The organism is Lentzea sp. NPDC051838, assembly GCF_040681245.1.
Classification (GTDB): Bacteria; Actinomycetota; Actinomycetes; order Mycobacteriales; family Pseudonocardiaceae; genus Lentzea.
Genome location: NZ_JBFAYI010000008.1, coordinates 261,847 through 286,675, shown reverse-complemented (window position 1 = coordinate 286,675; position 24,829 = coordinate 261,847). Strand labels below are relative to the sequence as shown.

Here is a 24,829-nt window from a genome sequence, read left to right as displayed (position 1 = left end):
GAAAGGAATTCAGTTAGGTACCTACTCGCCAGTACGACGCGGGGCTCACCGTACGCACAAACCACTGGCGCCGTCGAGGGGGGTGATGAAACTTTCTCATATACGTAACCTGACGAATGGCCCCAGATGGCGGGCCCCATTACGCCAATTCGCGGATGGCGCGCCGTGCTATGGCATCAGCAGCACCGGTTTGCCCGCTCCCCCGCCTCCGCCACCGCCACCGCCGCGTTGATCAGCTCGACAGGGTGGCGCGCAATCAGTTCATCGAACGGCAACCCGCCCTGCCCGGTGCGGGACGTGCTGCATCCCTCACCACCCCGTCCGCCCACGACCCGCTTGCCCTACAACGCACCGAGGTGATCGCGTTTCGACCCGCACCCCTGCCGACGCACCACAGCTCACGCATGCCCACGGAGTCCACAGCTTGGCGACACACCGCCACCCACCAGGCGCACTCCAGACCGCAGTCCGCCGTCGGCCTCCTCACCCCTCGCGAACGCCTCCAGCCGCACGGCGAACTGCTCGTGGAGGAGAGCTGCTCGTGCTCCGCCGCGACCACGCCGCGACGTTCCGCCGCGTGCGAGCGCAATCCCAACAGACCTCACGCACGACTTCGACCGGGTCGTCCACGCCGACGTCGATCACGTCGGTCGCGCCGTACCCCGCGCCGCCCACAACCTCTTCTCGCGCCGCCCGCAACCTGGTCTCGCGCCGGTCAACCGCGATGTTCCGGGTCGCCCAGCCATCACGAGCGGCCATGATCGTGGCCGCCCGACAGCGCCCTCTCCAACACGACGATTGACGAACCAGCCTGGGAGCGCAGGAAGTTCAGCGCCACGCCCGCCCCCCGTCGACAGCCCGCATGCCAACGGCCCCCAACAGGTCCAACGGCAGTGAGGTGCCCACAGGCACGAGCCCTCGATACGGCACAACGGAATGCGTCACGAACGACGACTGCCCAAAGAAGTGGCTGGCCAACAGCGACCTGTCGAGCCTGCGCAACGCGTTCCCACCGCCGACGAGCAGCAAGCCGAGCCGCACGCCGACCAGAGAGCGCTCTCCACTCTGGAGCACGCCGAGCACAGCGAGCAGCTCAGGGTCCAGCGATGCCTGCACCTTCGGTCACCTGGGGCCCAGCGGTGTCGGCACCTTACGACCCCTGGGGCCCAGCGGTGCCGACGCCTCACTGCCACCTGGGATCCAGCGTGCTGGGACCTTACGGTCCTTGGGGCCCAGCGATGCCAACGCCTCACTGCCACCTGGGTCCAGCGGTGCCAACGCTTCACCGTCACCTGGGTCCAGCGGTGCCAACGCTTCACCGTCACCTGGGTCCAGCGGTGACGGCGCCTCACCTCCACCCGCAGCGCTCCTTGGCCGGGCAGTGCAGCGGGAACGAGCCCACACACCACCAGCTCGCCACTCGAACGGGTGACATTCGTCCGGATCCGCGCCTGAGGCCGTCAGGTAGATGTCCCGGAAACATGGTCATCTTCACCGCCGCATAAGGAAGGCGCGCAACGGCAGCAACGCGATCGCGATCAGAACAGCCCGTTCTCGTGGGGCAGAGAGGCAGGAATCGGTGTCAGGACGTCCCAGTGCTCGACGATCTTGCCGTCGGCGACGCGGAACAGGTCCCAGTACGCCACCGGCTCGCCGAACTCGCCCTCCGACTGCAGCAGCACCAGGTCGCCCTCGGCCACGACCTTGTGAATGGTCTTGTAAAGGAGGTGCTTGCCCTGCCCGGCCCAGCGAGCCGCCGCGGCGCCGAACCCGGTCAGGCCGTCAGCCGCCTCGGGGTTGTGCTGCAGGTACGTCTCGGTCGAGATGTAGTCGGTCAGCACCGAGTAGTCGGCGTCCTGCAGCACCCGCTGCGCGAACTCCAGGACCAGCGACCGGGAAACCGAGGTGTCGACGGAGGAAGGTTGTGCCTGACCGTCCACCTGGGAACGTCCGCTGGCCGTCTCCCGCACAAGTGGTGTCAGCGCGTCCCAGTGTTCGGCGAGCTTGCCGTCCTCCACGCGGAACAGGTCGAACGCCACCAGTGGCTCAGGCGCGAAGCCGTGGTAGACGCCGTGCAGGGCAACGAGATCGCCGTCGGCGATCACGCGGGCCAGCTCGTAGCGGAAGCCCGAGGGCAGTCCCGCGATGAGTGAGCGCAGCGCCTCGGGGCCGTCACCGATTAGTGCGCTGTGCTGGCGGTAGTTCGAGGCGACCCAGCGGTCCACTGCGGACGGATCCTTGTCGCCGAACAGTTCGCCGGTGGCCTTCAGAACGAGTTCTTTGTTGTCCATGGCGGCAACGATCGCGCCGAAACCGTCCGCGGGCGAGGTAGGATCCGGCTCCACCATGGTCAAAAGTGGACAGCTCGCCGAGTTCGGCTTCAGCAACCCCGACCGCCCGCGGATGGGGCTCGAGGCGCTCGACCTCGCCCAGCTCCGGCGCAGACTGAGGCAGGACACCCTTGCGCAGGTGCACCGGACCGACTTTCACCAGCTGTTCCTGGTTACGTCGGGGCATGGGACCGCCATGGTCGATTTCGTGGATCACCCGTGCGGGCCTGGCACGCTCTTGCACGTGAGTCCCGGCAGGGTGCTGCGCCTGCCGGCTGGGACGTTGAACGCGCACATGGTGTTGTTCACGCCTGCGTTTCCGCCGCCGCTCGACCGTGTCCGGCCGTTGCTCAGCCCGTTCGGTCCGGTTCTGTGGCGCGTTCCGGAGGCTGAGCGCAAAGTGCTTGACCGGAGCGCGCGGGATCTGCGGCAGGAGTACGAGCGCGGGGGCGAGTCCGACGACTTGCTCAGGCAGTTGCTGGGTGTGTTGCTGCTTCGGATCGCCCGGCTGGACGCGCACGATGCTGGGCGCGGCGACGCGCGTTTTGAGCGGTTTCAGCAGGAGTTGGAGCGGTCGTTCAGCAGCACCCGCAACGCCGCTGATTACGCCGCCCGGATTGGTTACTCGGCCCGTAGCCTCAACCGGATCTGCGAGGAAGCTACTGGGCGGTCGGCGAAAGCGTTGATCGACGCGCGGGTTGTGTTGGAGGCCAAGCGGTTGCTCGTGCACACCGGTCTGTCGTCGGCGGCGATCGGGCATCGGCTCGGGTTCAGCGAGGCTACGAACTTCACCAAGTTCTTCACCCGTGAGGCCGGCATGTCACCCGGCGTGTTCCGACAGTAGTTGGTCGAGGGTGTGCTGGCAGATGGCCGCGAACACCGGGTTGGTGTCGCGGTAGTACGGCAGGCCGACCACCGCCAGGTTCAGGGCCCAGCCGCGTGCCCGGGCCCACGTCGCGTCGTCGAAGTTCAGCTCACGCTGGAACGCGCGCCTGCCCGCGGCGTCGAAGAACAGCCATGCCGGCATCAGGTCGCCCGCTGGGTCGCCGATGCCGGCACAGCCCCAGTCGATCACTCCGGTCAGGGTGCCGTCGGTGAACAGCATGTTGCCGCTGTGCAGGTCTGCGTGCAGCCATCGGAGAGCGCGATCCCAGCGTGGCGCGTCGAGTGCCTCCTGCCAGATCGCGGTCAGTCGTGGATCGCCGCCCAGCTGAGCGATTCCCCGGTGCACGTCGTCGTCGTACTTTTCCTGTTCCGCGTTGCCGCGATGGGGCCGCCATTGCTGGCCGGTCACCTCTAGGCTCTGCAACGCGTGGATCAACGACGCCAGGCGAACAGGGGTGTCGGATCGGACCTCGTCCACGGTGGCGGTCGAGCCGGACAGCCAGCGCACGACGGACCAGCGGTTCGGGAAACCGGAGCCGGGTTCTCCCAGGCCCACCGGTTCCGGCACGGCGATCGGGAGGTGCTGGGCTACACGAGCGAGGATTTCCGAGTCGCGTTCGGCCTGACCGATCGACCACCCGCGGTTCGGCAGCCGGACCGCCAGGTCGTCGCCGAGGCGGTAGATCGCGTGGCTTGTGCCGCCGTGTTCGACGTGTGTGATCGGGAGACCGTGCCAGTGCGGGAACTGCGTGCGGATCAGTTCGTCCACAAGCGACACGTCGGTCGCGAACACCGCGTCCTGCATTCCACCCCCAGAGGCTCGGTGTCATGCAACACCGAGCCTCCGGACGCGGCAACCGCTTTATTTCCTGGCCTCGATCACGTGGAAGACGCTGGCCGTCGGACGGGCGCCGACGTAGTCCAGACCCGCTCGGGAGAACAGCGCGGCGAACTCGTCCTCGTCGCGTTCCTTGCCTCCGACCAGCATGAACATCTGCAGGTCCATGAGCGGCACGAACGAGAGTCCGCCGGACCGCAACGCCTCCACCACGAACACCCTGGCGCCGGCGTTCCCGGCTTCAGCACAGCGCGACAGGATCCGCACGCACGTGTCGTCGTCCCAGTTGTGCATGACCAGCCGCATCACGTAGGCGTCCGCGGCGGGAACCGACTCCCGCGCGTCCCCGGCGACGACCGCGCACCGGCCAGCCAACGCACCGGTGAGCAGTTCTGGATCCACGTTGCCGAGCGCCACCTCGATGTCGAAGAGCGTCCCGCGCACGGTGGGAGAGCGCTCCAACACTGCGCGCAGCAGGGCTCCCTGACCACCGCCGACGTCTACCAGGTGGCCGCTGACCTCGAGTGCGTCGGCCACTGTCGCGTTGGTGGGTCCCAACGACAACGTCATCGCACGGTTGAAGTTCTCCGCCACCTGAGGGTGATCACCGAGGAAACTGTAGAAATCCTTGCCGTGCACCGACGAAAACGGACTGGCGCCCGTGCGCACCGCGTCCGTGAACCTCTCCCACAACGGCCACATCCACTCCGGCTTCAGGAACCCGCTGACGACCTCCGCGGACGCGTCTCCGCTCCTAGTCCGCAACAACAAGGAGAGGTGGTTGTGCGTGTAGGTGTCCGGGCCGATCCGGTGGAAGTAGCCGAGCCCGTGCAGGGCACGCAGCAGCCGGGCGGTGAGATCGGGGTCCGCACCGGCTGTGCGCGCGAGCTCCGCGACCGCCACGGGTTCCGATCCCATCAGGTCGGGCAGCCCGAGCACCAGTGCGGTGCGAAGCAGGTAACCGGAGAGCGCGTGCCTGAACAGGGGATCCATCGTCTCGAACACGATGGTCGGGCGGTCCGTCACGTCAGCTGCCCGACAGCGAGATCGTCAGGTCCGCGATCGGCAGCGGGAACTTGCCGACGAGGGTCGCCGAGCCGCCCAGCAGGTTCACGCTGTAGAGCGAGGCGCTGCCGTTCGACGCGACGAGCGTGGCGAAGCCCGACGAGGAGACCGCTTTCCCGTTGCTGAGCGTGCTGAAGATGTCGAACCCGGCGTCGGCGGCGTCCACGCCCAGTTTGCCGGTGGCGGTCAGCAGGCCGTTGTTCGCCGGCGACTGGATCAGCACCTCGTCCGTTCCCGTGCCGATGTCGAACAGCGTGGTCGCGGTGTCCGGGTTCAGGTCGTTGTTCGTGTACGCGGCCGCGGTGACGCCCCTGGTCGGGCCCAGCGCGGGTGGGGTGGACAGGACGGCGTCCTCGGTCGTCGTGTTGTCCCCGAGGTTGTGCCGCAGGTTCTGGCCGGTGTCGCTGACGACCCGGAGGCGGTCGACCGCCGGGTTGAAGTCGACGCCGAACTTCGTGCCGTACAACGGAACGGTCAGCTGCGAGACCTTGGTGATCACCGGGTCCTGGCTGGGCGTCGGCGGAAGCTTGACCGTGTAGACGCCGCCCTTGTCCCCCACCAGGTACATCAGGCCGTCCTGGACCCGGTAGTCCAGGCCGAGCGCGAACGTGTCACCGGAGAAACCCTGGATCGCCCGCACCCAGTCCAGCACCTGCGGCCGATCGGTCGTGAACGTCGCCATCAACGTGCCGTCCGCCGAAATGCCGTACGCGCGTAACCCCGCCGGCTGAGCGGCACTGCTCCCACCACCACTGGCCACGGCGGCCAGCACCGAAACCACCACGGCCGCCGCGGCGACACCCCTTTTGGCCCGTGCCTTCATGCGCCCCACTCCCCTGTAAGGAAACACGTTGCGGCACAAGCTATTGGGCCTGACTGGACGTCGACTGGACGGCCGTGGTGGGAGCGCTTCAGCGACCGGTTCAGTAGCCGCTGAGCGAGATGGCGAGGTCGGTGATCGGCAGCGGGAACCTGCCGACGCTCGTGGCGGTGCCGTTCAACAGGTTCACGCTGTAGAGCGAAGCGGAGCCGTCCGGCCCGACCAGCGTCGCGAAGCCCGCGACGGAGACCGCCTTGCCGTTGCTCAGCGAGCTGAAGATGTCGAACCCGGCGTTGGGCGCGGCGTCCACGGTGAGGCTGCCTGTCGGCGCCAGGGTTCCGTTGTTCGCCGGCGACTGGATCAGCACCTGGTCACTCATCGTCCCGATGTCGAACAACGTGGTCGCGGTGGTCGGATCGAGGTCGTTGTTCGTGTACGCGGCCGCGGTGACGCCCTTGGTCGCGCCGGGCGTCGGCGGAGTGGACAACGTCGTGTCCGCGACGGTGGTGTGGGCGTTGAGGTCGTGGCGGAGGTTCTGGCCGTTGTCGCTGATCACGCGGAGACGGTCGGCAGCCGGGTTGAAGTCCACGCCGAAGTTGTTCCCGTACAACGCGATGGTCAGCTGCGAGACCTTGGTGACGACCGGGTCGACGGCGGGTGGCGTCGGGAGCTTCACGGTGTAGATGCCGCCCTTGTTGCCCACCAGGTACATCAGGCCGTCCTGGACCCGGAAGTCCAATCCGATCGCCGCCGTGTCACCGGAGAAACCCTGGATCGTCCGCACCCAGTCCAGCACCTGCGGCCGATCGGTCGTGAACGTCGCCATCAACGTGCCGTCCGCCGAAATGCCGAACGCCCGCAAACCCGTCGGCTGGGCGGCGCTGCTCCCACCGCCACCGACCACGGCGGCCAGCACCGACACCCCCACGGCCGCGGCGGCCACAACCCTCTTCAGCTGCGCTTTCATCTGTCCCACTCCCCTGTAGGAAACGTTGCGGCACAAGCTATTCAGCCCGACTGGATGTCGAATGGACGTCGAATGAACTTGCTGCGCACGCACCTTGCGCGAGAGCCGGGAACGGGTATCCCATTGGAGGCAGGGAAGTTCGAGGGGGAAACGATGAGGTTCATCCACAAGATGGCGGCAGCCGTGGGATGTTCGGCACTGCTCGCGAGCTGGTTCGCCATCGGGCCCGCGAGCGCCGTGGAAGAGACCAAGTGCGCGACGCCGATGTACACGTCCACGTCGGTGCAGCTCGCGGAGCCCGGTCGATGGGCTTACACCTACAAGGTTTCGTGGTGCGTCCAGGACGGCCAGATCACCACGATCACGCCCCACGTCACGCACGAGGCGGACGGCGACCCCTGCACCTGGGTGACCAGCGCGGAGGAAGCGCACATCCCGGTGCAGGACGGCAGCGGTGCCTGGCGCGCGTTCAACATGGGCGAGTTCTCGTGCACCGACGGGATCGCGAATCCGTGGGCCTACATCACCGTCTGGCCGGACGGCGCCAGCAGCGTCCTGCGCAAGGGCATCGGTGATGTCATCGTGGAGTAGCGAGCAGAGCCGACGCCTGGTCCCGCAGCGCGCGGAACCCCGCTCGTTCGGCGAGGGTCAGCGCCTGCCTCGCCAGGCTCTCGTCCGCGGTGACCGTCGCCAGGCCAAGCAGGATGTCGATCTCCGGATACCGGTCTCCGGTGCTGCGGACCAGGCCGAGCGCCTGGCGGTACCGGCGCACCGCGTCCGCCCGGTGCCCGAGCCGGACGTCGACGGCGGCCAGCGCGGCGAGTGCCTCCACCTCCGGGCGCGGATCCCCGGTCTCCTGCGCCAGCGACAGGCCGGTGCGCGCGTGGGAGAGCGCTTCACCACTGCGGTCGAGGTCGAGCAACGTCGCGGCCAGCCAGCTGTGGGCCAGGGCCTCGCCGCTGCGGTTGCCGGTCTCGTGGTGCAGCGCGATCGCGCGGGTGAGCAGGTCGACCGCTTCGGTGTGCAGTCCGCGGGCGCGTTGCGTCTGACCGAGGTTGCCGAGGTTGAGCGCTTCGCCGTAGTGGGACCCGATCTGCCGATATCGCCGCAACGCCAGCGTGTAGTGCTCCGCGGCCTCCGCGAGCAGGCCCATCTCCCAGTGCACGAGGCCGAGGTTCGCGAGCGCGACGGCCTCTCCCGCGGGTTGCCCGACCGCGCGGCTCAGCGCGAGGCAGCGGCGGAACCGGACCGCGGCGGCGTCAAGACGGCCGGACTGCCAGTAGACGAGGCCGAGGTTGCCGAGCACCGCCGCCTGCGCCTCGACCCAGCCGGCCTGCCGCGCCTGCAGTTGCGCGTGCGTGTAGTGGTGGACGGCGTCGCCGTACCGGCCCTGGCGGAAGTAGAGGTCGGCGAGGCTCAGCCGGGCGGCGGCCCGTTCCCGCGGCCCGCCCTCCTGCTCGGCCGCGACCAGCGCGGCTACCGCAACAGCCAGCCACTCCACCTGGCGCGTGCACATCCAGAAGTAGCCGCGCAGGCTGTCGGCGAGCAGCCAGACCGCGGGCCGCGGGCCGTCCCTGACCGCCGCGACCAGGTTGCCGAGCTCGGCGTCCAGCCACGCCGATGCCTCCGTCACGCCCGGAGGCAGCCGGGAAACGCTCTCCGGAACGGACAGTCGCAGCATGTGCGGGTAGAGCAGCCGGGCGGCGCCGTCCACACCGCCCAGGTACCAGTCGTACAACCGGCGCCGGGCCGCGTCCAGGTCGTTCTCCTCGACCTGGGCCCGTTCCGCGGCGTAGCGGCGCAGGAGGTCGTGAAACCCGTACCGGCCTGGCGGGTGCGGCTCGACGAGGTGGGCCGCGGCGAGCCGGTCCAGCAGCCGCGCGGCCGTCTCGAGATCCGTTCCTGCGAGTGCCGCGACCGCCTCGGTCCGCACGTCGGGTCCCGGTGCGAGGCTCAGCAGCCGGAACAACCGCCGTGCCGCGGCGGGAAGCGCGGCGTACGAGAGGTCGAAAGCGGTGCTGACCGCGGTCTGCTCGTCGCCCTGCACCGCGAGGGCCGACAACACGTTGCTGTCCCTCAGGTCCGCGACATGGTCGGAGATCCCGCGAACCGGGTGGTCGGCGAGGTTCGCGGCTGCGATCCGCAGCGCGAGCGGCAGATGGGCGCACAGCTTCGCGAGCTCCGCGGCCGCCACCGGCTCGGCGCGGATCCGTTCCGGTCCGAGCACGTGCGCCAGCAACTCCAGCGAGTCCTCGGGGCTGAGCACGTCGAGCGTGACCTGACGCGCGCCGTGCAGGGCGACCAGGCCGGTCATCCGATCCCGGCCGGTCACGACCACGCACGCAGGACCGGCGGGCAGCAACGGCCGCACCTGGTCCGGACCGGCCGCGTTGTCCAGCAGCACCAGCACCCTGCGGTCGGTCGTCAACGTCCGGTACATCGCCGCCGCCGTTTCCAGATCGACGGGAACGCGTTCCGCCGGCACCTCCAACGCGGTCAGGAACTGGGCCAGCACCTCGATCGGCGGCATCGCCCCGCCCTTCGAGTGGCCGCGAAGGTTCACGTAGAGCTGTCCGTCGGGAAACGCGTCCCGGACCCGGTGCGCCCAGTGCACGGCCAGCGCGGTCTTGCCGACCCCTGCCGTTCCGGAGACGGCGATGATCGTCACACCATCCACACCGGACGGCACCAATCCGTCCAATGTGGACAGGGTGGCGGCGCGGCCGGTGAAGCCGGGAGGCTTCGGCGGCAGCTGCCTCGGCACCCGCAGGGCCGGCTTGGACCGCGTGGTCGCAGCGGAATCGTCGTCGTGGAGCAGTGCCGTGTGCGCCGCCCGGAGCTCGGGACCGGGGTCGATGCCGAGCTCCTCCACGAGCCGGTCGCGCACCTCGTGGTAGGTCTGGAACGCCATCGACCGGCGTCCGACGGCGTGGTAGGCGCGGATCAGCCGGGCCTGAGAGGCCTCGTCCAGCGGCTGGTCCGCGGCAACCTCAGCGATCACGGGAAGCACCTCCGCCGCAGCACCGATCGTGATCATCGCGTCCGCGTGCCGAGCGAGCACCTCCCGATGTTTCGCGACGAGCGCCACGACCTTCGGGTGCGTGGCGAGGGCCGGCAGGTCGGCGAGCGGTCTGCCGTGCCACAACCCCAGCGCCTCACCGAGCGTCTTCGCGACGTCGCCGAGGTCGTCGGTCACCTGGGAAACGAGGCGGTGGAACGCCATCAGGTCGATGTCCACCGCGTTCAGGTTCAGCGCGTAGCCGCTGTTCGCGTAGGGCAGGACCTCGCTGCTGGAACGCGACGTGCGGCCGGGTTCCAGCAGTCGGCGCAGGTGCTTCACGTGTGTCTGCAGGACGTTCGCCGCGCTGCGCGGTGGTCTGTCGCCCCACAGCGCGTCCATCAGGTCGGGGGTGGACACCGACTCGCCTTCCGCGAGCACCAGCAACCCCAGCACGGCCCGCCGACCCGGTGGGCCGAGCTCGAGCTCCACCCCGCCGTGCCAGGCCCGCGTCGAACCCAGCACCTGGATCCGCACAGACATCGTTGCCACTGGTTGGAACCTAACCAACCGGCAAAAGCCCCACAAGGACTGTTCCGCCCAACCCGGCGGTGATCATCCAGCCCGGCGATCCGCCAGCCGCACGACGTTCGGAGAGCGCTCCACCCGCACCCGTCCGCTCGACGCGACCAGGTAACCGACGCCGCGCACGGTCTGGATCACGTCGGCCACGTCGCCGAGCTTCTGGCGAACCCTCCGCACGTGCACGTCGACCGTTCGGGCGCCGCTGTAGTTGTCGTTGACGCCCCACACCGCGGAAAGCAGGTCACGGCGTCGGTGCACGCGATCCGGGTGCTCGCACAGGTGCAGCAGCAGCTCGAACTCCAGCCTGGTGAGCTCGACGGGCTCGTCGTGGAGCAGGACCTGCCGGGTGTCGGGCAGGATCCTGACCTCGGCGTCGTCGACCACGGTCTCGGCGGCCTGCACCAGACCGGCGGACTTCAGGGCGGTGAGCAGGCGGAGAGCGGTTTCCTCGTCGGAGGTGTCGATGGTGATGCTGAGTCGCATGACTGGTTCGTCCCTCACGTCTTCGGCAGGCCGACGGGGTTGATCTCGGAGGTGGGCACGGCCTCGTCGGACAGGCCCCAGCGCTTGAGCACCTCGGCGTACTTGCCGTTGGCGATCAGCTGGTTCAACGCTTCCTGGACCGGGGTGATGAGACCGTTGTCCTTCTTGGTGGTCACGGCGATCTTGCCCTGGACGGACGCGCCGCCGGAGAAGTTTCCGATCACCTCGGTCTGCCCGGAGGTCGCCGCGTGGTAGGCCGACGTCGGGTTCGGTCCGAGGTAGGCGTCGATGCGGCCGGACTGCAGGGCCAGGTAGTAGTCCGACGAGTTCTGGAAGTACTTGATGTCGGTGGCTTTCAGGCCCGCCGCGACGTTCTTCGCGCTCCAGTCGACGAGGATCTTCTCCTGGTTGGTGCCGGAGCCCACCGCGATGACCTTGCCCGCCACGTCCTTCGGCTCGTTCACCTTCCAGGTGCCGCCCTTCTTCGCCTCGAACGCCAGCGTGTCCAGCCGGTACGTGGCGAAGTCGTACTTCTCCTTGCGCGCCTCGGTGACCGTGATGTTCGAGAGGCCGACGTCGAAGCTGCCGCTGTCGAGGCCCACGAACAGGTTCTCCCACGACGAGACTTCCAGTCGCGGCTTGAGACCGAGCGTGTCCGCGACCAGCGAGGCGATGTCGGTCTCCACGCCGATCACCGTCTTGTCGTCGGTGGCGTAGAAGCGCAGCGGTGGCGCTGTGCCCGCGGATCCTCCGATCACGAGCTCGCCCTTTGTTCGGAACTTCTCCGGCACCTTGGACGCGATCTTGTCGTCCTTCTGAGCCGTCACGCGGTTCTGGTCGGGGCCCAGGTTCACGTTGAGGTTGCTGGGCTCGCTCTCCGCGGTCGCCGCACAGGCGGAGAGAAGCAGCGCGAGGACAGCGAGAAGTGGCTTGCGCACAACGAACTCCTTCTAAAGAACCTTGGACAGGAACGCTCTGGTGCGGTCGTGGACCGGGTTGTCGAGCACCTCGGACGGAGTGCCCTGCTCCACGATCACGCCCTGGTCGATGAACACGATCCGGTCGGCCACCTCGCGGGCGAAGCCGATCTCGTGCGTGACCACGATCATCGTGGTGCCGGAGCGGGCCAGGTCGCGCAGCACGTCCAGCACCTCCCCCACCAGCTCCGGGTCGAGCGCGGAGGTCGGCTCGTCGAACAACACCACTTTCGGTTGCGTGGCAAGAGCTCGCGCGATCGCGACGCGTTGCTGCTGACCGCCGGAGAGCTGACGCGGGTAGGCGTCTTCCTTGTCCGCCAGGCCGACTCGCGCGAGGAACCGCCGGGCGTCGGCGATCGGCGCGACCTCAGCGATGTTCTGCAGCGCGGTGAGGTGCGGGAACAGGTTGAAGTTCTGGAACACGAACCCGATGTGCCTGCGCTGCTTGAGGATCTCGCGTTCCTTCAGCTCGTGCAGCTTGCCGCCACGGCGGCGGTACCCGATCAGGTCACCGTCGATCGTGATGAACCCGCGGTCGAGCTTCTCCAGGTGGTTGATGGTCCGCAGCAACGTCGACTTGCCCGAGCCGGACGGGCCGAGCACCACGACGACCTCGCCGGCCGCCACGTCGAGCGACACGCCACGCAGCACCTCGTTGGAGCCGAAGCTCTTGTGCACGCCCAGAACCTCGATCATCGCCGGTCTCCTCGGGCGAAGTAGCGCTCGACGTAGTGCTGGCCGATCGAGAGCAGCGTGGTCAGGACGATGTACCAGACGGTGGCGACCATCAGCAGCGCGACGACCCGCGCGTTGCGGCCGTAGATCACCTGGACCTGGTAGAACAGCTCGCCGATCGCCATCACCGACACCACCGACGTGCCCTTGAAGAGGCTGATCACCTCGTTCGCGGCGTTCGGCAGGATGGCGCGCATCGCCTGGGGCAGCACGATTCTCGAGAACTGGCGGAACCTCGGGATACCCAGCGCGGCGGCGGCTTCCAGCTGGCCGCGGTCGACGGAGATCACGCCGGAACGGACGATCTCGGCGGCGTAGGCGGCCTGGTGCAGCGCGAGACCGAGGATCGCGGCACCCATCGGGCTGATCAGCTCGACCGTCTCGAAGCTGACGAACTCCGGCCCGAACGGGATGCCGAGGCTCAGCCGCTGGTAGAGGTAGGAGATGTTGAACCAGAACAGCAGCTGCACGATCAGCGGGATCGACCGGAACGCCCAGACGTAGGTCCAGCCGACTGCCTGCAGGAACGGGCTTTTCGACAGCCTGAGAGCGGCCACGACGATCCCCAGCGCGAATCCGAGAACCGTTCCCGCGACGGTCAGCACGATCGTGGTGCCGACCGCGGTCAGGATCGACTGCGCGGTGAAGTAGCGGGCGAACGTCGGCCAGTCCCACGCGGGGTTCGTGACCAGGCCGTGGACGAACTGGGCCACGAGCACCAGCCCGGCGACGACGCCGACCCAGCGCCACGGGTGGCGGGCGGCGACGACGGGCAACGCGGCCAGGTCGCCGGATCTGTCCTTTGTGGAGGGAGGGCTGAGGGTTCCAGAAGACATCGCGGGTCCTTGTCGGGCCAGGCGGGCAGAGGAAGTCAGGCGGGAGAGTCAGGCCGAGGACTCAGCCCGTACAGCCCGTGCTCGACACGCGCCCGTGGTCGATGTGCCTGCGGGAGGACAGGAACAGAGCGAAGTAGGCCATTCCTGCCCTCCCTTCCCTGCGCTCCGATGAGAGCACTTGCAGAACACGGCTCACGTTAAGGAGCGTTCTGCCACCCGAGCAAGGACGTCCACGTGCTGAACAACTATCGGATACCGAGGTGATCCCGCAGGGTTGGACCGGTGTAGTCCTCGCGGAACACGCCGCGTTCCTGCAACAGCGGCACCACGGTGTCCGCGAACTCGTCCAGCCCACCCGGCGTCACGTGCGGCACGAGGATGAACCCGTCCGCCGCGTCCTGCTGCACCAGTTCGTTGATCTGCGTGGCGACGCTGTCCGCGCTGCCGATGAACGACTGCCGCGCGCTCACGTCGATCACCAGATCTCGGATGGACAGGTTCTTGGCCGCGGCCCTCTCCCGCCACTCCCGGACGGTGGCTGCGGGATCCTTGAACATCCGCACGCTCGCGCGGCCCTTGGCGATGGTGTTCTCGCCGATCAGAGGATCCTCGGATGGCAGCGGTCCGTCCGGGTCGTAGGCGCTGAGATCGCGGTTCCACACCTGTTCCAGGAACTTGATCGCGGTCGCGCCGCTCACCTGCTGCCTGCGCACCACAGCCGCCTTCTCCTGGGCGTCCGCATCGGTGTCGCCCAGGATGAACGTGGCGGCGGGCAGAACCTTGAGCTGGTCGGCGGTGCGCCCGTAACGAGCCAGGCGGCCCTTCACATCGCGGTAGAACTGCTGACCCGCTTCGCGTGTGCTGTGCCGCGAGAAGATCGCGTCGGCGGTGGCGGCGGCGAACTCCCTGCCCTCGTCGGAGTCGCCGGCCTGCAGGATCACCGGGCGCCCCTGCGGCGAGCGCGGGACGCCGAACGTGCCGCTGATGTCGAAGTGGTCGTCCTGGTGCCGGAACTCCCCCACGCCGGTGTCGAAGAGCTTCCACGCCGTGCGCAGGAACGACTCCGCGCGGCTGTAGCGGTCCTCCTGCTTGAGGAAGCCGCCGCGCCGGAAATTCTCGCCGGTGAACGCGTCCCACGAGGTGACGACGTTCCAGGCCGCGCGGCCTTCGGAGAGGTGGTCGAGCGAGGCGAACTGCCTGGCGACCTCGTACGGTTCGTTGAAGGTGGAGTTGATCGTGCCGGCCAGACCCAGTTTCGAGGTCACGGCGGCCAGCGCGGCGAGCACCGTGAACGTGTCCGGTCGGCCGACGACGTCGAGGTCGTAGATCTGGCCGCCCTGTTCGCGCAGCCGCAGACCTTCGGCGAGGAAGAAGAAGTCGAACTTCGCCCGTTCGGCCGTCTGTGCCAAGTGGACGAACGAGTCGAACTCGATGTGGCTGCCCGCCTGGGGATCGCTCCACACCGTGGTGTTGTTCACGCCGGGGAAGTGCGCGGCGAGGTGGATCTGCTTGGTCATCTCGCCGTCTCCTAGGCGTACTGGTTCGCGGGCTTCGGGAGACCGAGGTGGCCTCGCAGCGTCGAGTGCTCGTACTCCGTGCGGAACAGACCACGTCGGCGCAGCTCCGGGACGAGCCCGCGGGTCACCTCGTGCAGGTCCGCGTGGATCCGGAAACCGGCGAATCCCTGTTCCTGCCAGGCCAGCAGCTGGTCCGGGTCCGGGATCCCGTTGACGTCGCGGAACACTCGGCCCGCGGACGGATCGTCTCCGAACACGATGTCCGCGAAACGTCCTTCGGTGGCGGCGATCAGCGGATGCCCCTGCGGCGGCCGTGGCGTGATCGACGGCCCTCGCACCTTGAACCACCGGCCCTCGAAGTCGATGTAGTGCAGCTTCTCGCGGTCGATGAACCGCCCGGTGGCGACGTCGCGGATCTCGGCGTCGTCCTCCCAGCTGTCCCACAACCGGCGCAGCACCTCGGCGTAGTCGGCGGCCTCCTCCCACAGGTCGTCGAGCACCTCCCGACGGCCGAAGTGCCTGGCGTGCAACGGAAACGGGTCTGTCGTGAGCTGCACGCCCGCTCGCCCCCCGCTCACGAAGTCGAGTGTCGCGATCGCCTTCGACAGGTGGAACGGCTCGGTGTGCGTGACAACGGCCGTCGGAATGAGCCCGATGTGCCTGGTGAGCGGCGCGACGCGCGCGGCGGTGAGCACCGCGTCGAGGCCGGGATCGCCGCACAGCGAGTCGTCGAACGTGACGAAGTCGAGCGTCGCCGCCTCTGCCTCTCTCGTGAGCTCCACCCAGTGCTTCGCGGTGAACGCCTCGTCGCCGGTCGCGGTGAGCGCGACGGCTAGGTGCAGTGGTGACCCCACCGGTCCCCCTCTCGTCGGGTCTTCGCATTCTGTGCGCGCGACGGGGTCCGCTGCTGGGGCGGTCACAGGGTGGGAAACCTCGCCGATCCGGGAATATTTCGCGGTTGTTGCCTTGACGCGCACGTCAAGGTTTAGCGTTCGTGGCATGAGGATCGGCGAACTGGCCAAGCGCGCCGGGACCACCACGCGTGCGTTGCGCTTCTACGAGTCGCAGGGGCTGCTGGAGGCACAGCGCATGTCCAACGGCTACCGCGAGTACTCCGAGCACGACCTGCGGCTGGTGCGCGAGATCCAGTCGTTGCAAGCGGTCGGGCTGTCGCTGGAGGACGCGCGGCCGTTCGTGGCGTGCCTGCGCGCGGGCCACGAGTCCGGCGACTCGTGCCCGGACTCGCGGGAGGTCTACCGGCGCAAGCTCGCCGAGGTGGACGCGTGCTTGGAGCGGCTCCAAGCAGTCCGGGAGTTCCTGGTGGCCAGACTCGCCTTCCAAGATCCGTGCCTCGTGCCCGAACCCAAGGAGTTCCTGTGCAGCTGACCGACGCCACGTTCGCGGACCAGACGCGGACCGGCACCGTGCTCGTCGAGTTCTGGGCGCAGTGGTGCGGGCCGTGCCACATGCTCTCGCCCGTGCTCGACGAGATCGACCGCGAGCGTTCCGACCTCACGGTACTGAAGATCAACGCGGACGAGAACACCGCCACCGCCCGGGACTACCAGGTGATGTCGTTGCCGACGATGTTGCTGTTCCGCGACGGCGTGCCGATCCGGCAGATCGTGGGAGCGCGCCCCAAGTCGCGTCTGCTGGCCGAACTGGATGACGCGTTGAGCGCCTGAGCGGCCTATCTTTACCGCATGCTCGGTCTTGAACTCGTGGTCGTGCTGGGCGTGTGCATCCTGGCGAGCAGCGTCGCGTCAGGACGGTTGCGCCTCGCGGCCCCGGTGTTGCTCGTGGTGTGCGGCGCTCTGCTCGGCTTCGTGCCGGCCCTGGAGTCGGTCAGTCTCCCGCCGGAGGCGATGCTGCTGATCTTCCTCCCGGCGCTGCTGTACTGGGAGAGCCTCAACACCTCGCTGCGGGAGATTCGCAGCAACCTCCGCCCGATCGTGCTGCTCAGCACCGTGCTCGTGGTGGCGACGGCGGGTGCGGTCGCGGCGGTCGCCCACGCGCTGGGCCTCGACTGGGGCCCGGCGTGGGTGCTCGGCGCCGCTCTCGCCCCCACCGACGCCACCGCGGTCTCGGCCATCGCCCGCGGCATGCCGCGCCGCACGACGACGATCCTGCGCGCGGAGTCGTTGATCAACGACGGCACGGCTCTCGTGATCTACGCGATCGCCGTGTCGATCACCATCGGCGAGCAGGAGTTCAGCACCGGACTGGTCGGACTGCGGCTGCTGCTCTCGTACGCGGGTGGCGCGGTGGCCGGGCTGGCGATCGCGTGGCTCGCGGTGCAGGTGCGCAAGCGGCTCGACAACCCGATTCACGAGACCGTCGTCAGCATCCTGACGCCGTTCTCCGCGTTCTTGCTGGCCGAGGTGGCGCACGGGTCCGGCGTGATCGCTGTCGTGACGTGCGGGCTCACGTTGGCGCGCGTTGGGCCTCGCATCGTGCCCGCTGACACTCGGCAGGTCAGCTATGCGTTCTGGGGCATTGCGACGTTCCTGCTCAACGGTGCGCTGTTCGTCCTGATCGGACTCCAGGCCCATGCCGCGGTGCGTTCGTTGGACGGTTCGCAGATCTGGAAGTCGTTCGGCGCGATCGGACTCGTGGCGTTGACCGTGGCCGGAACGCGTCTGTTGTGGGGTTACACGACTCCCTATGTGATTCGGGCTATCGACCGTCGTCCGCAGCAACGGCTTCGTCGCGTGGGTGCGCGGCAACGGCTGGTGTCGTCGGCGGCCGGGTTCCGCGGCGCCGTGTCGTTGGCGGCCGCTCTGGCCGTGCCCGAGACGGTGCAGGGCGACGCGCCTTTCCCGTTCCGCGAGGAGATCATCCTCATCACGTCCGGCGTCGTGGTGCTGACGCTGGTCGTGCAGTCGCTGATGCTGCCGTCGATCATCCGCTTCTCGCAGCTGCCCGAGGACACGGCTTTGGAGCAGGAACTGCAGCTCGCCCAGTCGACCGCGTCCGAGGAGGCCTACGAAGCACTCCCCTCGCTCGCGGACAGGGTGGGCGTCAGCGACGTCGTGTACAAGCGGGTGCTCGCCGAGTACGAACACCACCTCGAAGTCACGCGCGCCAAGGAAGCCGGCGACGAGGAGGTGGCGCAGTCCGAGGTCGAGTACACGGCGCTGCGGTTGCAGCTGATCGCACACAAGCGGGCCACGGTGGTGCGGTTGCGGGACGAGGCCGCGATCGACGACACCGTGCTGCGGGCGGTGCAGCGGAAGCTCGACATCGAGGAGGTTCGGCTGTCGCGGCGGGAGATCGAGGAGGACTGACATAGGGTCGGTCTCATCCCTCACCCTCTCCGGGCTCGTTGAGTTTGGTGCGCAGGCGAAGGACGGCGCGGGTGTGCAGCTGGCAGACCCTGGACTCGGTCACGCCGAGGACCTTGCCGATCTCGGCGAGCGTCAGGTTCTCGAAGTAGTACAGGGTCACGACCACGCGGTCGCGTTCTGCCAGCTGGGCGATCGCGTCCGCCAGCTGACGGCGGCTGTCCTGGTCGACGAGGCTCGCCACCGGGTCTTCGGCGGCGTCGTCGGGCAGCGACTCGGCCAGGGAGGAGCCGCCCTTGTTCGGGGCGATCACCTCGTCCAGAGCGACAGCGCTGGTGAGCTGGAGTTCCGCGTACAGCTCACGGAGCTCCGCCAGGCCGATCTTGAGCTCTGCGGCGAGCTCGCGGTCGGTGGGCGTGCGCTGCAGCTTGGCGCCGAGGCGTTCCAGGGCTCGTTCGACGTCGCGGGCGCGGCTGCGGACCGAGCGCGGCACCCAGTCCTGGGAGCGGAGGTCGTCGAGGATCGCGCCGCGGATGCGCTGCATGGCGTAGGTCTCGAACTTGAGGCCGCGTTCCGGCTCGAACTTCTCGATCGCGTCGACCAGGCCGAAGATGCCGGACTGGATCAGGTCGGCCACGTCCACGTGGGCGGGCAGGCCGGTGCCGACGCGGCCCGCGACGTACTTGACCAGCGGCGCGTAGTGCAGCACCAGGCGATCGCGCTCGCTCTGATGGCGGGCCTCGCCGTAGCTGCGCCACAACGCGACGATGCCGGCCTCGACGTCGTCACCGGAGCGGACAGCGGCCCGGCGAACCCGACCAGGCCCGAGGATCTTGTTGACGAGGAACGCCGCATCCGTGGTCGGCGACGACCGGAACATGCGGTCGGCCTCGCGTCCAGCGAGTTCGAAAGCCATGTCGAGCGCGTGGTCGTCGGCAGTCGTCGGATCGGTTTCCGCGTCAGCGGCAACGTCCCTGCGGTTGGTCAAGTTCATCGTCCACCTCCCGGACCACGTCGTCCCACGATTCCCAGTTCTGCCAGCAACTCTGGCCCGAGCACGTCCTTCAGCCGAGCTCTCGCCCGCGACAACCGCGTGGTGACCGCCGTCCGGGTCAACCCCAGGTCGGTGCCGATCATGCTGCCCGACATCCCGGCCACCACCGTCAGTTCGACGATCGCTTGATCGAGCGGTGAGAGCTCCGCCAACGCCTCGCCGATCTTGGCCAGCGCGGTCTGCGCCAGAAGTCGCTCGTCCATGCGATTCTCCGCGATCAGGTCGGGAATCCTGTCCGAACACACAGGTACCGGCCAACGTGACTGTGCTCGGGCTTTCTCCTGCGCAACACGCAACATGTAGACGTTGACGCGGCGCAGACGGTCATCATCAGTCGCGGAATGCAACTCCCGCCAGCACTTCTTCCAGACCCGTGAGAGCGCCTCAAAGACGATCTCCTCGACACACGGACCCGACAAACCTCGGTAGACGGCATACCGTCGCGCAGCAGACCGCAACTGCGCGTCAGCGTGCTTCTGGACGAACAGTTCGAACGAGGCTTCGAGCGCTCCACGGTCATCGGCGCTCACGCACGCCCCCGAGGGGCAACTCGCCGACCGCGGGCGATGCTGCGCCGAGGGGACGAACCACCAGCAGCAGCCGACCGTTGGGACGCACGTCGAGCAACAGGGTGCCGTCGCGCGCTGCGTCCAGCACCACCGAATAGGTCTTCCTGCGCGCGTACTCGAACCACACCGCCAGGCCGCCCGAAAGCGCCATCAGTGCGGCGAGACCAAGCCACACCTGCCAGTCAGGACCCGCGGCGCCCACGACATGTGTCATTGGTCGTCCTTCTGCTCGAGGTTCTTTCCCTCCCATGGCCGCGGACGACAGCTTTGTCACACACGCGCGCATCCGCACTCCGCCAACCTGCGGAACTAGGCTTGGTCTCATGATCACTCCACGGGACCGCGTGCTGGGCAGGATCGCCGACCACCTCGTCGCTCGGGGCCGGCCGTTGCGCGTGGCGGTGGACGGGATCACGGCGTCGGGCAAGACGACGCTGGCCCGTGAGCTGACGGCGGTCCTGGTTTCCCGTGGTCGCGCTGCGATGCACCTGTCGATGGACGGGTTCCACAACCCGCGCGCTGTCAGGCATCGGCAGGGGCGGGACTCGGCGGACGGGTACTACACCGACGCCTATGACTTCGCGGCGTTCCAGCGGCTGGTGCTGGAGCCGCTCGGGCCTGGTGGGGATCGGAAATACCGGGAACGGATCATCGACCTGCGCTCGGACACCCCGGTCGACGAGCCGCCGGTCGTCGCCCCCGACGATCTGATCCTCGTGGTCGACGGCAGCTTCCTGCAGCGCGACCTGGAGTGGGACGAGGTGGTCTTCGTCGACACGCCGTTCGAGGTGGCGCGGAACCGCGGCACGCGCCGGGATACCGCTCTCCTGGGTGGGCTCGACCGAGCCGAGCGAGCGTTCGACCAGCGCTATCACGCCGCGAGCCGACGGTACCTGGACGAGGTCGGGCCGGCTGCCAGGGCTTCTGTCGTGGTGGGAAACGAGGACGTCGCGAACCCGGTGCTGCACAGGATCGGCGGGCCGGCCGACGCGGTCGTGAACCTCTTCTCCTACGGGACGTTGCAGACGCCGTCGGTGCAGGTCGAGCACTTCGGGCGAGAACTCCAAGGAACGAAAGATCTGCTGCCCGGCTACCGGCAGGACTGGGTGACGATCACCGATCCGGCCGTGATCGAGGTCAGCGGAACGGACCGGCACCCGATCGTCCGGCACACCTGCGACCCCGCCGACACCACGGAAGGCACGGTTCTCGAGGTGACGACCGTCGAACTGGCCGCGGCCGACATCTACGAGGTCGACGACTACCGGCGTGCGCTGGTCCGGCTCGGTTCCGGGGTGGAGGCCTGGGTGTACCTCGCTCAACGCTGAACCGAGCGGAGGTACTCCAGCAGGCGACGGCGGTCCGCCTCGGACAGTTCGCGGTCGGCCGGTAGTCCGATGGTGGGCATCCCGGATCCCCGTCGTGCGTCGTTGGGCAGGTGGCAGTTGGCCACGCCGGGGCAGGTGGTCTGGGGCGCCGGCTGGTCCAGTGCGCCGGGTGGCCGTGGTCTGCCGGTCGCGGTGTCGTAGGCGTACTCGGCGGCGTGGCGGGCGGCGAGGTAGCCGAGGGTGCCCAGCACTCCGCCGGCCACCACCGAGCAGACCAGCGCGCCTGGACCGCAGATCAGCCCGGCCGCCGCGCCGGCCGCGAAGCCGCCGGCGAAGCCCGACAGCGCTCCGGCGGCGGTGCGGCCCTGTTCTCCCGGCGGGGCGGTGTAGATCTCGACGCCGGTCGACACCACGCCGACCACGAGCATGATCCGGCCGCCCCACTTGAGCACCTGCATCCCCGGTGACAGGCCTCCGGTGGCGACGCGGACGTTCATCGGGCGTCCCTGCGCGTCGACGACCTGGAGCTCACCGCCCAGGGCTCCGTGCACCCGGCCCTGGTTCGCGGCGTGCGGCACGGGCGCGCCGCCCGCCCGCGGTGGGATGTCGGTGATCGGGACGCCTCCCCCGGTGGCGACGCGACCTCCGACCTGCCCCTCCACGTTGGGAACGGCCCAGTCGACGCAGTTCGGGCACGAGCCGGGAGCGCCGCCTTGGCCGTAGAACACCGACGGCTGCGCCGTGTACTGGCCGGCACCGCCGCGGGCCAAGCCGTACATCTCTCCCGGCGGCAGCCCGGCGGCCGCCGCCTCGGCCATCTCACGGGTCACGGCGACCTCGACGCTGCGCAGCTTGGTGTTGAGCAGGATCAGCCGGTCGTTGTAGATCGCGGCCGGGGTCGATCCCGTGCCCGCGCGCACCGACGGTCGCACACCGGCCGGCAGGTTCGGGGCGGGTGCGGTGCCGATGTCCAGACCCGCGTTGAGCAGGCTTGCGGGCGCGTAGCTGCGGACTGCCACGATCCGCCCGTTGACGCGCACGATCTCGGCGGTGTGCCCCCACATGACCGGGTGCTCCGGAATCGGCCCCGAGAGTCCGGACGGGATGCGGCTCGGCGTCCAGCGCGGGAACGACACCACGCCGATCGAGTGCTCACCGGCCGGAGCGAGGCCGTACATCAGGTTGTTGGCCTCCAGGCCGATGTACGGCGTCGCGGCAACGGTGCTCGCACGGCTGACCGTCGACGCGGGGCTGGACGCCACCGGTGCGGCGGGCGGTGCCGATTGCGGCCCGAGAGCGGGGGCGAGCATCTCGGGCGTGATCGTCACGAGCCGTCCCTCAGGCACGAGGTCGGCGACTTCGGCGGGAACCGCGGGCAACGCCGACAGCGAGTAGGAACCGTCCAGCGGCAGCCCCGGTGGCCGTGGCACGCCGGCTCCCCCGCCACGTCGGCGGGTCTGCTCCTCGGTGAGGATGCGCAGGTTGGCGCGCAGTGCGGTGCGCTCCGCCTCGTCCCTCACCGTCGGCAGGTGCCGGTTTCCGCGATCGAGCTGGGCGGTGAGCTCCTCGTCGGGCATCCGCCGGGCGACGTCAGGGGTGATGCCGGTCAGCGTGACGTCGACCCGCTGCACCACCGGAGCCGCAGTCTCGCCGGTGCGCTGAACCGGCGTCTCCTCGTCGTGGCACGGGCAGTCCGGACCGCTCATCGCGCCGCACCGCTGCACTGCGGCAGGCCTGGTTTCGGCGCGCACCAACGCGGTCACGGCCGCGTTGCCCGCGCGCCGCTGCAGACCCAGCAACCCCGGCACGCCGGCAGCAGGCCGTCGGTGCGGCGCAGCGACAGTCTCCGGGGTGCGTGGTGCTTGTGCCCTCATCCGGCTCAGTCTGGCGGGCCGCCTCCGCCGGCTTCACGTCCCCGAGGGCGGCCGCAGGGGCACCGCTGTCTGCCCTACGAGACGAGGGAAAGTCCTCGGCGCACCGGTTCGGCGACGGGAGCGGGCTCGGCCGAGGGGATGACGACTTCCTCGCCGCCGATCTCACGGGTGATCCAGGCGCCGGACTCGACCATGACCTTCAACGTGCGGGTGTCGAGAGCGTTGATGCGGCCGTAGTACCACTCGTCGGTGGCCAGCGAGCCCATGCGGTCGGACAGGCGCTTCTTGATCTCGATCACGCGCTCGAACAACGTCTGGACCAGGGCGGCGCGGTCGTAGGGGCCCTGGAGTCCCTCGCGGATGCGGTCTTCGATGCCGCGCGGGATGCCTTCGGAGTCGGGCATGAGCATCGTGGTCCAGGCACGCGACTTCTCGCGGTACTGGAGCTGCTGCATGATCCCTTCGTGCGCAGCGAAGTCGGCGGCGCGGAAAGCTGAGCCGCGCCAACGCTTCTGCAGGTTCACGGCCAGCGACAGCGCGCTCTTGAGGCCCGTGTTCAGGCCGCGGCCGGGCCAGAAGTGCAGCGAGTTGGCGGCGTCACCGAGCAGGAACCCGAACGTCGACGGGGCCAGCTGCGCGGTGAACTTCGACATCTGCTGCATGCCGAGCGTGAACGAGTTGATGCCGACGACGTCCGCCGCGCCCACGCCGAAGAAGCGCAGGCCGTCTAGGATTCGGGGCCACAGATAGGAAAGCTTGTCCACCGAGGGCTTGAAGACCGCGCGGTGGCGGTCGCAGACGAAGCGGCCGCCGTCAGGACGCATGGTGCAGCCGAACTTGCCGATGCACGCGACCGGGCCGGACGCGCCCAGGGCGACGATCTCGGAGGCTTCCTCGGCGGTCAGGCGCATGTTGATGAAGCCGCCGCCGAGCGAGTTGAAGAGGAAGCGGTTCTGGCCGACGGTGAGAGGAACGGTGTGCTCGTCCGGAACCTTTGCGGTGACGCGGATGCCGAGGACGCGCTCGTCGAGCGGCGAACCGTCCACGGAGAACAGTTCACGGCTCGGGGTGCCGAAGAAGTCCTTCAACGAGTCGCGGGTGGCGGACCGGGCGCCGTCGGCGATGGCCAGGACGTGCAGGCCGTCCCAGCTGTCCGGACGCACGTAGGCGTCCGGGATCAGCTCGATGCCGGCGGTGTCCTGGGCCATGTCCAGGAGGGCGTCCTCGATCCAGCGGATCTTGATGTTGCGCGGACGGCCCTTGGACTCCGGCGAGTCCGGGCCGAGCGGCCACATCTCGGAGAACTTGCCCGCGCCGAAGAGCTGTTGCTGGACAGCGGAAGGCAGGGCGGCCCAGACGTTGCTCTGGAGGGTCACGACCTGCTCGCGACGGTTGTTGCCCTCGGCGGCGCCGCGCCACACGACGCGGTTGCCCTGGCGCATCCAGCGGCGGTCGTACACGCGGAGGCTGACCTGGTCGCCCAGCAACGACTTCAGCGTGCAGGCGAAGGCGAGACCGACCGGGCCGCCGCCCGCCACGTCCACGCGCAGAGGCTTGGTCCGACGCAGCTGCGTGATCGACGCGCCCTGCTTGGGCAGCAGCACGGTCGGACCGCACCGGCCGATCAACACCGTCTTCTCGTCAGCCATGACCCCGTCCCCCTCATGATCCCGTTCGTCGGCGG

Annotated in this window: 24 protein-coding genes; 6 read left to right on the top strand and 18 right to left on the bottom strand. The window is 68.8% G+C overall.

Annotated elements, in window-relative coordinates; translation table 11 throughout:
* Positions 1-828 precede the first annotated feature (828 nt).
* Positions 829-1,116 carry a hypothetical protein gene (locus tag AB0M24_RS21195; protein ID WP_363770111.1) on the bottom strand — a complete coding sequence of 96 codons (288 nt, stop codon included), beginning with the start codon at positions 1,114-1,116 and terminating at the stop codon, positions 829-831.
* Positions 1,117-1,538: 422 nt separating this feature from the next.
* Positions 1,539-2,291 (bottom strand): nuclear transport factor 2 family protein, encoded by a 753-nt coding sequence (locus AB0M24_RS21190; RefSeq protein ID WP_363770108.1) that lies wholly within the window; start codon positions 2,289-2,291, stop codon positions 1,539-1,541.
* Between AB0M24_RS21190 and AB0M24_RS21185 the strand changes: the two genes are divergently transcribed.
* Positions 2,290-3,174 carry a helix-turn-helix transcriptional regulator gene (locus AB0M24_RS21185; RefSeq protein WP_363770105.1) on the top strand — a complete coding sequence of 295 codons (885 nt, stop codon included), beginning with the start codon at positions 2,290-2,292 and terminating at the stop codon, positions 3,172-3,174. The two genes, AB0M24_RS21190 and AB0M24_RS21185, sit on opposite strands and share 2 nt — an antisense overlap.
* On the opposite strand, the gene AB0M24_RS21180 is transcribed toward AB0M24_RS21185, so the two are convergent.
* The 4 genes from AB0M24_RS21180 to AB0M24_RS21165 form a co-directional block, all read right to left on the bottom strand.
* Positions 3,151-4,020, bottom strand: coding sequence for an aminoglycoside phosphotransferase family protein (locus AB0M24_RS21180; protein ID WP_363770102.1), 870 nt, complete (start codon positions 4,018-4,020; stop codon positions 3,151-3,153). The two genes, AB0M24_RS21185 and AB0M24_RS21180, sit on opposite strands and share 24 nt — an antisense overlap.
* Positions 4,021-4,077: 57 nt before the next feature.
* A complete protein-coding gene (locus AB0M24_RS21175; protein WP_363770099.1) occupies positions 4,078-5,079 on the bottom strand; it encodes a methyltransferase in 1,002 nt (333 codons plus the stop codon).
* 1 nt (position 5,080) lies between these two features.
* The gene (locus AB0M24_RS21170; protein WP_363770096.1) at positions 5,081-5,941 is read right to left on the bottom strand and encodes a DUF4394 domain-containing protein; all 861 of its coding nucleotides are present in this window, start codon (positions 5,939-5,941) and stop codon (positions 5,081-5,083) included.
* 100 nt (positions 5,942-6,041) lie between these two features.
* Complete coding sequence (locus AB0M24_RS21165) at positions 6,042-6,905, bottom strand: DUF4394 domain-containing protein (RefSeq protein WP_363770094.1); 864 nt, start codon at positions 6,903-6,905, stop codon at positions 6,042-6,044.
* Positions 6,906-7,058: 153 nt separating this feature from the next.
* On the opposite strand from AB0M24_RS21165, the gene AB0M24_RS21160 reads away from it, so the two are divergent.
* Positions 7,059-7,496, top strand: a complete 438-nt coding sequence (locus tag AB0M24_RS21160) for a hypothetical protein (RefSeq protein ID WP_363770091.1) — start codon at positions 7,059-7,061, stop codon at positions 7,494-7,496.
* Here AB0M24_RS21160 and AB0M24_RS21155 read toward each other — a convergent pair.
* From AB0M24_RS21155 to AB0M24_RS21125, 7 genes are all read right to left on the bottom strand, one after another.
* Positions 7,483-10,446 carry a BTAD domain-containing putative transcriptional regulator gene (locus AB0M24_RS21155; RefSeq protein WP_363770260.1) on the bottom strand — a complete coding sequence of 988 codons (2,964 nt, stop codon included), beginning with the start codon at positions 10,444-10,446 and terminating at the stop codon, positions 7,483-7,485. The genes AB0M24_RS21160 and AB0M24_RS21155 overlap by 14 nt on opposite strands.
* 72 nt (positions 10,447-10,518) lie before the next feature.
* On the bottom strand, positions 10,519-10,971 hold the full coding sequence (locus AB0M24_RS21150; RefSeq protein WP_363770088.1) for a winged helix-turn-helix domain-containing protein: 453 nt from the start codon (positions 10,969-10,971) through the stop codon (positions 10,519-10,521).
* Between the two features lie 14 nt (positions 10,972-10,985).
* Entirely contained in the window at positions 10,986-11,909 is a 924-nt protein-coding gene (locus AB0M24_RS21145) for an ABC transporter substrate-binding protein (RefSeq protein ID WP_363770085.1), read from the bottom strand.
* A 12-nt stretch (positions 11,910-11,921) separates the two neighbouring features.
* Positions 11,922-12,644, bottom strand: a complete 723-nt coding sequence (locus AB0M24_RS21140) for an amino acid ABC transporter ATP-binding protein (RefSeq protein WP_363770082.1) — start codon at positions 12,642-12,644, stop codon at positions 11,922-11,924.
* Positions 12,641-13,519 (bottom strand): amino acid ABC transporter permease, encoded by an 879-nt coding sequence (locus AB0M24_RS21135; protein ID WP_363770079.1) that lies wholly within the window; start codon positions 13,517-13,519, stop codon positions 12,641-12,643. Before AB0M24_RS21135 ends, AB0M24_RS21140 begins: the two co-directional genes overlap by 4 nt.
* Positions 13,520-13,764: 245 nt before the next feature.
* Positions 13,765-15,036, bottom strand: coding sequence for an LLM class flavin-dependent oxidoreductase (locus AB0M24_RS21130; protein WP_363770077.1), 1,272 nt, complete (start codon positions 15,034-15,036; stop codon positions 13,765-13,767).
* 11 nt (positions 15,037-15,047) lie between these two features.
* A complete protein-coding gene (locus AB0M24_RS21125; RefSeq protein ID WP_363770074.1) occupies positions 15,048-15,890 on the bottom strand; it encodes an LLM class flavin-dependent oxidoreductase in 843 nt (280 codons plus the stop codon).
* Positions 15,891-16,035: 145 nt separating this feature from the next.
* Here AB0M24_RS21125 and AB0M24_RS21120 point away from each other — a divergent pair, with 145 nt between their 5' ends.
* Genes AB0M24_RS21120 through AB0M24_RS21110 form a run of 3 tightly spaced genes read left to right on the top strand, consistent with a single transcriptional unit; the run spans position 16,036 to position 18,323 of the window.
* On the top strand, positions 16,036-16,422 hold the full coding sequence (locus tag AB0M24_RS21120; RefSeq protein WP_363770071.1) for a MerR family transcriptional regulator: 387 nt from the start codon (positions 16,036-16,038) through the stop codon (positions 16,420-16,422).
* Positions 16,413-16,721, top strand: a complete 309-nt coding sequence (gene trxA, locus AB0M24_RS21115; RefSeq protein WP_363770068.1) for a thioredoxin — start codon at positions 16,413-16,415, stop codon at positions 16,719-16,721. The genes AB0M24_RS21120 and trxA overlap by 10 nt, the downstream gene beginning before the upstream one ends.
* Before the next feature lie 18 nt (positions 16,722-16,739).
* Positions 16,740-18,323 carry a Na+/H+ antiporter gene (locus tag AB0M24_RS21110; RefSeq protein ID WP_363770065.1) on the top strand — a complete coding sequence of 528 codons (1,584 nt, stop codon included), beginning with the start codon at positions 16,740-16,742 and terminating at the stop codon, positions 18,321-18,323.
* A 13-nt stretch (positions 18,324-18,336) separates the two neighbouring features.
* Here the strand turns inward: AB0M24_RS21110 and AB0M24_RS21105 are convergent, their stop codons facing one another.
* The 3 genes from AB0M24_RS21105 to AB0M24_RS21095 form a co-directional block, all read right to left on the bottom strand.
* Positions 18,337-19,314, bottom strand: a complete 978-nt coding sequence (locus AB0M24_RS21105; protein WP_363770062.1) for a FliA/WhiG family RNA polymerase sigma factor — start codon at positions 19,312-19,314, stop codon at positions 18,337-18,339.
* Positions 19,311-19,577: a sigma factor-like helix-turn-helix DNA-binding protein gene (locus AB0M24_RS21100; RefSeq protein ID WP_363770059.1), complete on the bottom strand. Its 267-nt coding sequence runs from the start codon at positions 19,575-19,577 to the stop codon at positions 19,311-19,313. The genes AB0M24_RS21105 and AB0M24_RS21100 overlap by 4 nt, the downstream gene beginning before the upstream one ends.
* Positions 19,578-19,890: 313 nt before the next feature.
* The gene (locus AB0M24_RS21095; protein ID WP_363770056.1) at positions 19,891-20,157 is read right to left on the bottom strand and encodes a hypothetical protein; all 267 of its coding nucleotides are present in this window, start codon (positions 20,155-20,157) and stop codon (positions 19,891-19,893) included.
* A 109-nt stretch (positions 20,158-20,266) separates the two neighbouring features.
* Between AB0M24_RS21095 and AB0M24_RS21090 the strand changes: the two genes are divergently transcribed.
* The gene (locus tag AB0M24_RS21090; protein ID WP_363770053.1) at positions 20,267-21,271 is read left to right on the top strand and encodes a gamma-glutamylcyclotransferase; all 1,005 of its coding nucleotides are present in this window, start codon (positions 20,267-20,269) and stop codon (positions 21,269-21,271) included.
* Here the strand turns inward: AB0M24_RS21090 and AB0M24_RS21085 are convergent.
* Positions 21,262-23,145, bottom strand: a complete 1,884-nt coding sequence (locus tag AB0M24_RS21085) for a hypothetical protein (RefSeq protein ID WP_363770050.1) — start codon at positions 23,143-23,145, stop codon at positions 21,262-21,264. The genes AB0M24_RS21090 and AB0M24_RS21085 overlap by 10 nt on opposite strands.
* Positions 23,146-23,219: 74 nt before the next feature.
* Positions 23,220-24,794: a hypothetical protein gene (locus AB0M24_RS21080; RefSeq protein ID WP_363770047.1), complete on the bottom strand. Its 1,575-nt coding sequence runs from the start codon at positions 24,792-24,794 to the stop codon at positions 23,220-23,222.
* Positions 24,795-24,829: the final 35 nt, after the last annotated feature.